This window comes from Sulfitobacter sp. PS-8MA, assembly GCF_040933935.1.
Taxonomy (GTDB): Bacteria; Pseudomonadota; Alphaproteobacteria; order Rhodobacterales; family Rhodobacteraceae; genus Sulfitobacter.
This window is the reverse complement of sequence record NZ_JBFQYJ010000003.1, coordinates 71,617-83,939: the sequence shown is the minus strand read 5'-3', so window position 1 is coordinate 83,939 and position 12,323 is coordinate 71,617. Positions and strand designations below refer to the sequence as shown.

Genomic DNA, 12,323 nt, shown 5'->3' with positions numbered 1-12,323 from the left:
GCCAAATGTGAACAAGCATGCAATTTTGACCCCGTAGAGGGGTGATCGGCGTCCAAAAATGACCCCCTTACACTGATGTGGATAATGCCCCCGAGGCTATCGGGGAGCACAGTGTGGGATGTTGGTTGTGGAGACGATTGCGAAGATCCGGCGGGCGTATTTTCAGGACAAGAAGCCGATTAAGCAGATTTGCCGGGAGTTACGGGTATCGCGGAACACGGTGCGCAAGGTAATCCGATCCGGTGTGACGGAGCTCACCTACGAGCGGACGGTCCAGCCGCAGCCGAAGATTGGGCCCTGGAAAGACAAGCTCGACGAGATGCTGTCAGTGAACGCGCGCAAGCCCAAGCGTGAGAGGCTGACCCGGATTAGGGTCTTCGAAGAACTCAGAGCCCTCGGATATGACGGCGGCTACGATGCTGTCCGGCGCTACGCGGCCTCATGGTCCAAGGAGGAACAGGGGGCATCAGCCGCTGCCTATGTGCCGCTGACCTTCGATCCCGGTGAGGCCTATCAGTTTGATTGGAGCCATGAGATCGTGGTGATCGATGGCGCGACGACGACAGTGAAGGTGGCGCACGTCCGCCTTTGCCATAGCCGAATGCTGTTCGTACGAGCCTACCCGCGCGAGTCACAGGAGATGGTCTTTGACGCCCACGACAAAGCTTTTGCCTTCTTCGGCGGAGCCTGTGCTCGGGGGATTTACGACAACATGAAGACGGCGGTGGATACGATCTTTGTCGGTCGCGACCGCGCCTATAATCGCCGGTTCCAGCAGATGTGCGGACATTACTTGGTCGATCCGGTCGCCTGCACCCCCGCCTCGGGCTGGGAGAAGGGACAGGTCGAGAACCAGGTCGGCGTTGTCCGGCGGCGGTTCTTCGTGCCGCGACCGAAGTTTAAAAGCTATGCCGAACTGAACGCTTGGCTTGAAGACCGGTGCGTTGCCTGGGCTCAGTCCAACCCGCACCCCGAGCTCCGGGATCGGACAACTTGGGAGGTGTTCAAGCAAGAACGAGCCAGCTTGGTGCCGTATGTCGGCCCCTTCAATGGCTTCCACGCGCTGCCTGCCTCGGTGTCCAAAACCTGCCTCGTTCGGTTCGATAAGAACCGCTACTCGGTGGATGGTCGAGCCGTCGGACGCCCAGTTGAGATCCGTGCTTATGCCGAGCGAGTCGAGTTCTGGCAGGACGGTAAGATTGTGGGGCAGCACGACCGAGCCTTCGGCCGCGATAAGTCGATTTACAACCCGCTGCACTACATCCCTGTTCTGGCTCGCAAACCGGGCGCGCTCAGGAATGGTGCGCCCTTCAAGGACTGGGAGCTGCCGCCAGCAATCAGGCGTGTGCAGCGCAAGCTTGGTAAGGTGCCGAACGGCGACCGCCAGATGGTTCAGATCCTGAGCATGATCCCAACCGACGGGCTGGATGCCGTGGATGCCGCTTGTGCCGAAGCCCTGAATGAAGGGGCTCACGCCGCCTCCGTCATCATTAACATCTTGGCCCGGCATCGTGAGCCGCCGCCGCCGTTGACCATCGATACGCCGGACGCGTTGCGGCTGACTTGCCAGCCCGTGGCCGATTGCCAACGTTACGACAGCCTCAGGAGACCCAACCATGGAAAGATCACAAGTGCTGGATGCGATGAGCCAGCTGAAGCTCTACGGCATGAAGGCCGCCTACGATGAGATCATCACGACAGCAGTGAAGCGTCAGCACGAACCGCAACAGATCGTCGGCGACCTCCTGCACGCCGAGATCAGCGAAAAGCAGGCGCGTTCGATCAGATACCAGATGAGGATTGCCAAACTACCACTGGCCAAGGAGGTCGATGAGTTCAGCTTCGAGAACACGCCGGTCAACGAGACGCTGGTGCGCGATCTGGCCTCCGGAGAGTTCCTTGAACATCAACGCAACGTCGTGCTGATCGGCGGCACCGGGACCGGCAAATCCCATCTTGCCGTGAGCATCGCCAGGGCCTGCATCCGCCGTGGTAAACGCGGCCGCTTCTTCAACATCGTCGACCTTGTGAACAAACTCGACGCAGAAGCCCGGGCTGATCGCCAGGGGCGCACTGCGGATCTCTTGTGCCGCCTCGACTTCCTGATCCTCGACGAGCTCGGCTATCTCCCCTTCGCCCAGACTGGCGGTCAGCTGCTGTTCCACCTCGTCAGTCGCCTCTACGAGCGCACGTCCATCATCGTAACGACCAACCTCGACTTCGGTGAGTGGCCATCAGTCTTCGGAGACGCCAAGATGACGACAGCACTGCTCGATCGCCTTACACACCACTGCGACATCGTCGAAACCGGCAACGAGAGCTGGCGCTTCAAGACCCGCGAATGACCTAAACCCCGCTGGCCCGATACGGCTGCGCTGTATAAAGGCTACACCGCATCGGGCCAGCTACCCGAGCGCTCCGATGGGGGGTCATTTTTGGATGCCGATAGGGGGTCAAGATTGCCTGCCGATTGACAGCCAAAACCCAGTCAGACATCAGGTTCTCAATCTGTCCGTCAATCTGGGCCCGTCGATCAACAGCTTGCTCTTCCTCATTGAGATAGCTCTGCAAAGCGAATTGCGTTGCCACATGGCCGAACTGAAGATCTGCCAGCCAGACCCGATGTCGATGCCCCCATTTCTTCCGTTCATAACGCCGGCCGTGCTTCAACAAGAAGCACCTGATGCGCTGGCGTGCCTTACGAACTTGATGAGAGGATATGCGCCGCGCCTTGACCAGGTCCTGCATCGCCTCGTGGGTCGCATCCGGCGTCCAGATACAGGTGAGTTCACCGGCCCGGTGCAGTCGGGCCAGATTCAGCGCGTCGATCGTATCGTTCTTCATGCGCCGCTTTCCCGGCTGAACAGGGGTTCTGGAGGGTGCAACGACGTCGCATTCGTGTCCGAGTCCGATAAGATGGCGGTGCAGGCCATAGCCGCACGGACCTGCTTCATAGGCAAAAGATATCGCTTCAAACCTGACCGCCAATTTCTTGACCATTCGATTGATTGCGGTCGCCTCGTTCGGGATTGAACCCAAAGAGCAAACCTCGCCGGATCGTTCGCCTTCAGCAAAAGCCACAGCGATTGTATCTTTGTGTACATCGAGCCCCACATAGGCATCAAAATTATCCATAACAGTTCTCCTTTCCTCGCCGCACAATTATGCACTGCAATCACGGAAAACGGTCATCTCATCTGGCTCTTTGCAGGCGCCGACACAGGTGCGGAAACTTTAGCTCGCGCCAGGACCATTATCGAAACAGCCAAGCTAAACGGCCTCGATCCACAGGCATATCTCGCGGACGTTCTCGACCGTATCCACGACCACAAGATCAACAAGCTGGACGAATTGCTGCCGTGGAACTGGAAGGCGTTGCCACAAGAAGTTGACAGTCAAGCCGCGTAAACCGCGGTATCGATGGCGCGGTTACAATGCATTGCGTGAAGCCTCAATACAACGTCGAGTATGCTGGGCTTTAACAGCCAAGTTGCAGAGGCTCTGGTAAAAGGCGCTAAAACTCGAAACGCCGCTTGCCGAGGTTAGGAAGCGGTCAGATTGGGAGGTTCTAAATTGAAAGTTGCCGCGATTTTGGCGCTAGCTGTCCTGCCCTTGCAGGCTATGGCCCAACAGCATCCTGTATATGTCGCCGAATTTAATGGGTTCTGTCTGGCTATAAGCTTTTCGACGCCTGATGAAGCTCCGGATTTCAGTCCTGCCGATAAGAAAGCAGCGGAAGTATGTCAGTCGGTCGGAAGGAGTGCCGAGCTGCAAAGGCGGGAAGAGGTCAGAGCGCATGGGTTCATACTATATTACCTTTGTCTTTGATAGGCGATTAGTCCCAATCAGGAAACCTCAGCTAACGTCGTTTGGTCGACCAAAGCGGTGCCGCGCCTTGTGGTGTCGAATCAGCGCGTTTAATTTTCGTCCGCTATCAGCTTGCAAAGAAATTTCGCGCTGGCATTCGCCTCAACGCCGCGTTGGCGAAGGTTCCGAAGGCCGGCGGCAGCGATCTTTGGCTCGCGGGTCCTGCGGATCGCCTGGGAACTCGCCGCCGATCCAGATGCCATAAAAATTCGCTCCGGATTGATGGCGAGCTCTGTTGCCGCGGTTGTTTTCGATCAAGGCGACGATGTGCTTGGGCGAGCGGTCCCCGAAGTGCTTGCGCGCTCTCGTCGTGACACCACATTGCTCGTCCGAACTGGATACATGATGAGATCGTCTGTAAGCATTCGGCGAAGGCCGTGGGCGCGCCGTATTGATCAGAGGCGTTTGGGTGCGGCTTTTGGTTTGCGCGGTTTCGGGGCCCATTTCTTTGCAAGACGCTCGAAGTTATCGAGGATGCGGCCGATCTCTGCCTCATCCGGGTCGAACTGCCCCCCATACCATTCCAGCATCTGGCTGTGTTCTTCGTGCTTGGGGTCGGCTATGGCATCGAGGAAGTCAGCGTAGCCGGAGAAGCCACCCACATCCTCCGGAGGGCAAGCACCGATAGCCCTGACAAGGCGTGGATATGCGGCGCCCGCGATAGAGCCATCGATTTTCTCGATCTTGATCACGTGGTGCCAGTTGTCGCCAAAGTCATAGATGTAATGGATGGTCTTGGTTCCCAAATCTTCGATCACGTCAAGCAGGCTGGTTTTGCTGGCGGGCATCGGGCCATCGTAAAAACCATCTGGGTCTGGCACGCCCCAGCCGCTGCCACCGGCTCTGAACTCATACAAGTGACTGTCAGTCCATCCCATGGCAGCCTGGATCACATCATGCAGGCGGTTCAGCTTGATCTTGAGGGGCACATCAAAGCGTCGAAGCACCTGAGGCTCGACATCGGACAATGTGACCTTGATGCGCGCGACCAGCGTCATGCAGCAATCCTCTTCAATCCCATGGCGGCCTTCCAATTCCAGGGTAACAGCTCTGGCAAGCGTGACACAGGCATCTCGGGCAGTCGCGCCAAGACGTCTGCCATCCATGCCTGCGGGTCGATGTCGTTCATCTTTGCTGTGACAATGAGGGTATACATGAAGGCTGCCCTGTCGCCACCGCGTTCAGACCCTGCAAAAAGCCATGACTTTCTGCCCAATGCGATCCCTCTGAGCGCCCGTTCGGCGGCATTGTTCGTGAGGCAGAGACGCCCGTCATCAAGGAATGCGGTGAAGGCCTCCCAGCGACCTGTGCCCTCGAGCATGTAGTTGATCGCCTTGGCAACTGGGTTGTGCTTTGACATCCGAGCCCGCTCGGCCTGCATCCAATCATGCAGATCATTGACCATCGGCGCTACCCACTGCTGGCGAGCTTCACGACGCGCTGCATCTGACAGGCCGGTGATGTTACGCTCGGCCGCAAAGATCGCATCGATCCGCGTCACAGCGTCCAGCGCGATGGGCGAGATTTCTTTTGCTACCTTTTTACCCTTGCGGGCTATGGCCTTGATGTCGGCCAGTTCAAAGAACTTGCGCCTTGAGTGGCTCCAACACAGCGCACTACGGACCGGGCCCGGGCTACGATCTGCGAGATACAAATCATTGTAGCCGCCATAGACGTCCGACTGAAGAACACCGTGCCATTCGGCCAGATGCCGTGTCGGGTGTTCTTTCCGGCGATCTGTTGAGAAGTGGAAGAGTGCGGTAGGTGGCGCACCCCCACCCCACGGTCGATCGTCGCGCACATAGGTCCACAGTCGCGCCGTTTTTGCGCCACCACGCGCCAGTAGCGGCACGGTGGTATCGTCACCATGCAAACGGCCAGCATCCAGCACGTGGCGCGCGATTAACGCATGAATGGGGGTCAGCGCCACACAGGTATGGCCGATCAGATCAGCCAAGGTGGACAGGCTCAGATCAATCCCCTCCCGTGCAATGCGCTCGGATTGCCGGTTCAAAGGTTGATGTTGTCCATACTTGTCGAAGGCGATCATCGCGATCAGTTGCGGCCCTGCCCAACCGCGCGGAATGGCGTGGAACGGGGCCGGCGGTTGGCTGATCTTCTCGCAAGCTCGGCAAGTGAATTTCTCGCGGACCGTTTGGATCACCTTCCACTGGCGGGGGATCACCTCCAGCGTCTCGGTGACATCTTCACCCATCTTTACGATCCGGTCCGAGCCACAGCAGGTGCAGGCGGCAGGTGCTTCGACGACAACCCGCTCGCGAGGCAAATGATCGGGGAACGGTTTGCGCACGGGCTTGCGTCGCGTGAAGACACGCACGGCGCTGGCCTTGTCCGCAGCCTGTTCAGCCGCCAGCGCATCCTCGGTTGCGGCCGCTTCCAATTCCTCAAGCTGCAATTCCAGCTGATCAATCAGCCGCGTGCGACGCTCGGAGGTGATGCCATATTTGTCACGCCGAAGCTTGGCGATCTCCAGCTTCAATTCTTGGATCATTGCGTCTGTGCAGGAGGCCAGAGCGCGAGCCTGCGCCAATTCGGTTTCCGCAGCCTGCGCACGGGCGGTCTGCGCGGCAAGTGCAGCGCTTAATCTGGCAATTTCGGAAGCGGCGTCGGACATGGCAAATATTTACCACAGAAGCCGCTAAATACCAATAAAAACAGGCGCTTCAGCGCAAATTATCCAGCCGCTTTGGGCCTTTGCGTCCAGCGTGGGTTACGCCAATCGATCCCCTCGAGAAGATAGCCCAACTGCGCCGCAGATATCGCAACAGCCGTCCCGTCTTGGCTCACCGGCCAGATGAACTTCCCCGCCTCAAGACGCTTCAAATATAACGACATGCCCACCCCGTCATGCCAGAGCAGCTTCACCAGGTCACCCTTTCGACCTCTGAAGCAAAAGATCTCGCCCGCATGCGGATCACGCCCAAGCCCCTGTTGCACTGTCAGCGCCAAAGTATTCATGCCTCGGCGCATATCCGTCACACCACCTGCAATCCACACCTTCGTTCCAGCCGGAAACGCGATCATGACCGCACCATCAAGCCGTTAAGCAGCTGCGCAGCAGCTTCCATGTCAAAACCTGACGGGATCGCCACACGACACCGCTTTCCGAGATCAATAGTCATGACAGGAGCTTGCGGCGCTGGCGCAGTGTCAGTGCCATCAGAAGCATCTTCGATCTTCATAACGCGCAAAAATTGCGGGCCAGAACCAAGCAATCCATTCTTATGGCGATAACGCCAATCATAAAGCTGAGACCGCGATACCTCATGGCGTCGTGCTACCTCCGCCACTGTCACGCCGTCGCCAAAGCTTTCCTCAACGATACGGATTTTTTCGTCATCAGACCAACGGCGGCGACGGCCGGTATCAGAGACTGACAAAACTTGAATGCGGGGGGTGTCTTCGTGTGCGTCCATAGGGACACTCGATAAACGATCTCACAGCTCAGCAGCCAGACGGCCCTCGGCGAAGGTTTACGATCGTCTCAGTCCGGAGCAAGGTTAGAAAGCGCCGTCGAACACAACCTTCACGATCGCGTGAGACTACTAACAATTCTATCGGGTCTTTTCTGAACCTGCCAAAGCGATTTGCCACCATTTTCCGCAGATCACGCTAATTTCCATTTACGCAAGTGGACGCTGACGTAGTTCAAGAAGCAGTTCATTGGCTTGTCGGATGAAATCGTGTTTTTCTTTATCGTCTTTTTAGGTGTTGGGTCTCTCTAAGGAGCGTTTCCGATTTCCTTTGAAGCACCAATAATTTCTGATGTTCAGCTTCTGAAGCTCTGCTTCGCGCGATTTCACCTGACCGCTCCGTCATTGCTTCTTCCAGCTCATGAGCTTTCTCTTCAAATTGGTTCGGTTCCATTGGTGTCTCCTTGTTTATGTTGTGATGGGTATATGTCTCGCTGTGGCACCCGTCGTATGGAATGTAGATTCCGACATTGACTCTCGGAAATGGCGTGAACCTGGCAGTAAGGAGAAACCTCGCGCCAGATTCACAAGCTATCGTCCGCTTTGGGGTCACCTGGGACGTTTTCTTTTAGGATATCCGAAATCTCGGCCACCAGTTCGGCGCGGGTGCTGTTCGGGCTTTCGTGCTGTTCCGTTTCAAGCCGGGTCAGAACCTGCTTCAGCCAGCCTTTCCGTCCGCTAGCCGAATAGCCTTCATCCGCCAGTACGTCCATAATTTCATTGCGGGTCAAATTTTTTCCGATTTCGGGCAGAAGCACTTCACCGGGCGCTGGCTTTTCGGGGTCGGTCATCTCAGCCTCCTATTTTCTGAAACGTCACCGGAGCGTGAACAGTAACGCGATCCCTCCAATGTAGATAGTCATAACGGCGTAGGAATCGAGTCCGACGCCGAACAGAGCCGGATCGCGCCGCTCGATCAGGCCAATCACATAGACCGCAGTCACCACAATGCCTGTCAGTCCTGCGACGATAGAGAACATTCCAACCTCGTTTAGAACTGCCCCGCCCGGATAGAGTAGATCAACCAAAAATATCACGCCAACGTCGAACAAATTGGTGCCGAAAATGTCCGAAACTGCCATGACGTGACGTCCCAGCTTGACCGCTGTGAGAACGGTGCTGATCTCGGGTAGAGATGTCGAGATCGCGATAAATACCGCACCGAAAAAGCTGTCGCCTAGCCCTGTGCGCTCTGCCAGTGCCTCGCCGCTGGTGGAGAGAAAATATCCCATGACTAGAATTACCAGAGCTACTGCCGCTGTCGCACCCAGCAGTTGCGGGCGTGTGAGATTCTCAGTCGGGTCATCCACGTCGATGTCCGGCGAAAGCGGTTCGCCTATAACTTCCCAACCGGGTTTGTCTTGTGCACGGGCGACCATACGTACGGCATAGACGAAGAGCGCAGCAATGCCCCATGTCCAAAGGCCTGCCCCAGCGAAGGGGATATCGCCCACGCCGATGCCGGTGATCGTCACAGCAATCAGAATGATGCCCAGCACACCCTGCAGGAGTACGATGGGATCGGGCACGGTGCCAGTTAGTGCGTTGCGACGGATTGCCATGTCGGCCAGAGCGAGCACGGTGACTTGCATTGTGAAACCGCCCAACAAGTTATTGACCGCCAACGCAGCATTGCCGCCAATCGCTGCGGTGCCCGTCACGGCAATTTCGGGTAGCGAGGTGATCCCGCCCAGCAGGACTACCCCCAGCACTGCCTGTCCAACCCCGAATTCACGTGCGATCCCATCGGCATAGCGTGACAGGCGCACCCCGGCGAGCCAGACGGAACCAGCCGCGACACAGAAAACCGCGATTAGAATAACGACGGACAGAGCATCAAATGGGACCATAGCGTTATCTAATGAACCGATCCCAAGTGCCATAGGTGCTTCTGATTGGGCCACGAGGAATGCTGAGAGCGATCAGCGCGAATCCGATGAAGGCCGAAAACAACAGGGCACCCCAGCTGGCGCCGACGACCAAAGGTGCAAAAAGCAGGACTATTCCCATCAGCGCGTTCAAAAAACGTCCCAGTCGAGCCACTGGGGCGAGTGCGGCGACGGTCACGGTGATGACCAGCGCGCCCACGACGTGGTTCGTAGCGGCAGTCCCGCTGTCCCATCCGTAAACCAGTGGCGACAGCATTAGCACGAGGCCGAGCGCGAGTGATGCCATAAGCGTCCAAGGAAAGGTCATTCCGCCTGAAACCATGTCCTTTATGATCACTTGGGGGCTGCGTTCGAAATCGTCCAGCGGATGGTCATCGGGACCTTCGTCGGTGTCGCCTGTAAAAAACACGAGCAACCAAGGCTGACCTGCCCGGTGACGCCGTCGCAGGAACTGGTAGGTCGCGACCAGTTCGTCAAGCGAATAGGGGATCTGCCAGACCATTGCGGCGGCAGCAATCAGAGCCAGTGTTGAGTAGGTACCGATTACAATAGGCTGGATCACGATGAAAAAGATCGACACTGCGCCGAGCGGCACGATCATGATCCCGAAAAGTACTACGAGCCATGGCATCGTGCGCCACCGCCTCGCTGAGCCTATGGCACCAACGATGATCTCCAATGCATAGGTCAGCGCACCTATACCGGCGTCTGGCACTGGCCAAGCTTCGGAAACGGATGAGGTGATGATCTGTTCGGTTCCGTTCTTCCCTTCCAAGGTGCCGCTAAAAAACGGTTCCCAAACGCCGCCAATGGTTTCGAGTTGATAGGCCGTGAGATAACGGGAGACGAGAAGACCCACGACCGCCAACATGATGACCGGAAGGCGTTGGAACCAATCAGATGGAGAGTAATTCCAGCCCTTGGGAATTGTCGGCCCGGTTTGTGCGGCCACCGGCGAAACCCCCGGCGTCGGCGACAAGCATAGCGCGAAGGCCACGGCGAGCATACCTACGAGGGTGTCATTCAGGTAAGCCGCGCCATTGTCTGTCCAGAAGACTAGCGGCGCGAACATGATCCAACAGCCCAGAACTGCGGCGCCAAACCGTGCCCAAGGCATCTGCCAAGACAGTGATAGCATACCAAAGACAAACAGGAGCAGCCCAGAGATTACGTCGCTAACGATCATACCGGGATCCTGTACGCCCAACAAAGGCGGGGAGGTCAGCAACCACAGGCCAAGGCCCGCGTTGGCCCAGCCGCTCCATAGGTTGGCACGGTGCTGTTCGCGATATTCCGTCTCGTGTTGCACGCGCAACGCTTCAGGATCATCTACCCGTTTGTCTGCCGCTTCAAGCCAGGGCGGCGGCGTGATGCCGTTGGCGCGGTACCAACCCAAAGGATTATCCTTCAGTGCCTTGATCAGCATCGGCAGCCGGTCCATGATGCGTCGCTCCGGTTCCCAGTCCAGCAGGTGGCGCGCCTTCGAGATGTCGAGCGCGTATTGATCGCTTGCCATGTCGATCATGAAAGGACGGATAAAGGGCTTTTCTCCTTGATCAAGAGTATCGGGCACCACCGGCTCGGATTCTGTTTCGAGCCTGGCGCCCAACTTGGCCATCGAGGAAGGCAGGACAAACGTTCTCCAACTCTCCTCGCCATGGATCAACGCCCCGATGCGGTCTTGGAGCGCGTCGTAGCTCACCGTATCTGGCTCACCCGCGAGAATTACCTCCCCGGCTTGCAACTCTTTGCGGCTGTTTACCACGCAAACGAAAAGTTCCAACATGTCATCGAGATGAATAAATGCCTGTCCAGCTTCGGTGTTGCCGGAATATAGATGCGCCTTAAAGGTACGCTCATAGATTCGGGCAATCTGGTGGCTCAACGTGGGCACCGCAGTCTCATCGTCATAAAGTCCGGCCAGATGCAGGAAAACAGTGGGTATATCGCCTGCTTCTTCTCGAATAATCTCTTCAGTGCGGGCCTTCGACTGCGGATAAGCCCAACGGGGTGCCAGCGGCGTATCTTCGGTAATACGTTCACCCGGACGTCCCGCTCGATGGACAAGCATGGTTCCCGAATAGACGAATTGTTCGACCTCGATATCCTGCAAAGCGCGCAGCAAGTTGCGTGTGCCTTCCTCGTTCACCGCTTCGTATTGAGGTCGATCCTCGCCGCTGAAATCGAAATAGGCTGCCAGATGGATGACTGATGCAATAGGTTCGCTAGCGGTTGCCTCGTGCAATCTCTCTATGGCCCGCGCAGTCGATTCCGGATCGGTAATATCGCAGCCAATTAATCCTTCTCGCCCTTCGCAGTTCGCTGGAAGGTCGAGGCCGATGACTCGATGCTTCCGCGCAAGAATCTTGCTAAGTTTACTGCCGATGTTGCCTGCTGCGCCGGTAACAACTACAACTGGTTTGTTCCCTGTCATGCTTCCGAGTTCCCCCTGTTGCGTATTCTATCAACTCCCCACACCACAATATGATCCAGCGAAACACTCCCAGTCACGCAAGCGCCGAGAGAGGAGCGTTGAGGCCTTACTCCGCAGTATCACTCCATCGGCGGGAAACGCCGGGATGAGGAAAATAAGCGCAGGGGTGGACAGAGGCCTGCGGTGGCATGGTGCGATAATTCGAGGCTGGGTTATGGCTTGATAAAATTTGGCCGATTATGCCACTGACACTGCAGTAAAGGCACGACAGCGCGCGGCTTGATTAGTTCACTTGGAACATGCCCGCCATTTGGCGTAAACTTTTCTCCCTCAGGCGTAATCAGATACCGTTACAGCCCTTACGGTTACGCATTCAAACATTCTGGGGTTATGTAGGAAATTTCTGCCACTTTGCCATCCGCAGCTCGGGTGTCGGCAGTGAAAAGATAGGCTGCTCGCCCGACTTCAGCCGCGAGAAATTCACCCTGTTTATCGCTTTCGACGACTTAAATCGATGCCGCATCCTGAGCGGCGGCAGGGGCTGGGATAACGCTGGAGCGGCGATGAAGAGTGTATGCATGGAAGCCTAACTTTCGGCCTATGACTGAAATAGCCCGCTCGTCAGAAACGAGCGGGCTG

At 57.0% G+C, this 12,323-nt stretch carries 11 protein-coding genes and 1 pseudogene; 3 read left to right on the top strand and 9 right to left on the bottom strand.

The features are described from left to right. Positions 1-118: 118 nt before the first annotated feature. Both istA and istB read left to right on the top strand, forming a co-directional pair. Entirely contained in the window at positions 119-1,687 is a 1,569-nt protein-coding gene (istA, locus tag AB4M76_RS01485) for an IS21 family transposase (RefSeq protein WP_368440053.1), read from the top strand. Further along, the gene (istB, locus tag AB4M76_RS01480; protein WP_317388941.1) at positions 1,617-2,345 is read left to right on the top strand and encodes an IS21-like element ISPkr1 family helper ATPase IstB; all 729 of its coding nucleotides are present in this window, start codon (positions 1,617-1,619) and stop codon (positions 2,343-2,345) included. The genes istA and istB overlap by 71 nt, the downstream gene beginning before the upstream one ends. Position 2,346: 1 nt before the next feature. Here istB and AB4M76_RS01475 read toward each other — a convergent pair whose 3' ends face one another. Then, positions 2,347-3,135, bottom strand: coding sequence for a transposase (locus AB4M76_RS01475; RefSeq protein WP_368440052.1), 789 nt, complete (start codon positions 3,133-3,135; stop codon positions 2,347-2,349). Between the two features lie 63 nt (positions 3,136-3,198). On the opposite strand from AB4M76_RS01475, the pseudogene AB4M76_RS01470 reads away from it, so the two are divergent. Beyond that, positions 3,199-3,408: pseudogene (locus tag AB4M76_RS01470) on the top strand (transposase domain-containing protein); the annotation flags it as partial. Between the two features lie 854 nt (positions 3,409-4,262). Here the strand turns inward: AB4M76_RS01470 and AB4M76_RS01465 are convergent. The 8 genes from AB4M76_RS01465 to AB4M76_RS01430 all read right to left on the bottom strand — a co-directional run bounded on the left by AB4M76_RS01465 (position 4,263) and on the right by AB4M76_RS01430 (position 11,684). Then, positions 4,263-4,865, bottom strand: coding sequence for a plasmid pRiA4b ORF-3 family protein (locus AB4M76_RS01465; protein ID WP_368440030.1), 603 nt, complete (start codon positions 4,863-4,865; stop codon positions 4,263-4,265). After that, positions 4,862-6,502, bottom strand: a complete 1,641-nt coding sequence (locus AB4M76_RS01460) for an IS66 family transposase (RefSeq protein ID WP_368440031.1) — start codon at positions 6,500-6,502, stop codon at positions 4,862-4,864. The genes AB4M76_RS01465 and AB4M76_RS01460 overlap by 4 nt, the downstream gene beginning before the upstream one ends. A 59-nt stretch (positions 6,503-6,561) precedes the next feature. After that, positions 6,562-6,912, bottom strand: coding sequence for an IS66 family insertion sequence element accessory protein TnpB (gene tnpB, locus AB4M76_RS01455; RefSeq protein ID WP_072630505.1), 351 nt, complete (start codon positions 6,910-6,912; stop codon positions 6,562-6,564). Next, positions 6,909-7,304 (bottom strand): transposase, encoded by a 396-nt coding sequence (locus AB4M76_RS01450; protein ID WP_009827085.1) that lies wholly within the window; start codon positions 7,302-7,304, stop codon positions 6,909-6,911. The genes tnpB and AB4M76_RS01450 overlap by 4 nt, the downstream gene beginning before the upstream one ends. A gap of 277 nt (positions 7,305-7,581) precedes the next feature. Next, a complete protein-coding gene (locus tag AB4M76_RS01445) occupies positions 7,582-7,755 on the bottom strand; it encodes a hypothetical protein (RefSeq protein ID WP_368440051.1) in 174 nt (57 codons plus the stop codon). Between the two features lie 130 nt (positions 7,756-7,885). Beyond that, positions 7,886-8,152 (bottom strand): hypothetical protein, encoded by a 267-nt coding sequence (locus AB4M76_RS01440; protein WP_067631353.1) that lies wholly within the window; start codon positions 8,150-8,152, stop codon positions 7,886-7,888. A gap of 24 nt (positions 8,153-8,176) precedes the next feature. Beyond that, complete coding sequence (locus AB4M76_RS01435) at positions 8,177-9,244, bottom strand: sodium:calcium antiporter (RefSeq protein WP_368440050.1); 1,068 nt, start codon at positions 9,242-9,244, stop codon at positions 8,177-8,179. Continuing rightward, the gene (locus AB4M76_RS01430) at positions 9,216-11,684 is read right to left on the bottom strand and encodes an NAD-dependent epimerase/dehydratase family protein (protein ID WP_368440049.1); all 2,469 of its coding nucleotides are present in this window, start codon (positions 11,682-11,684) and stop codon (positions 9,216-9,218) included. Before AB4M76_RS01430 ends, AB4M76_RS01435 begins: the two co-directional genes overlap by 29 nt. Between the last annotated feature and the right edge of the window lie 639 nt (positions 11,685-12,323).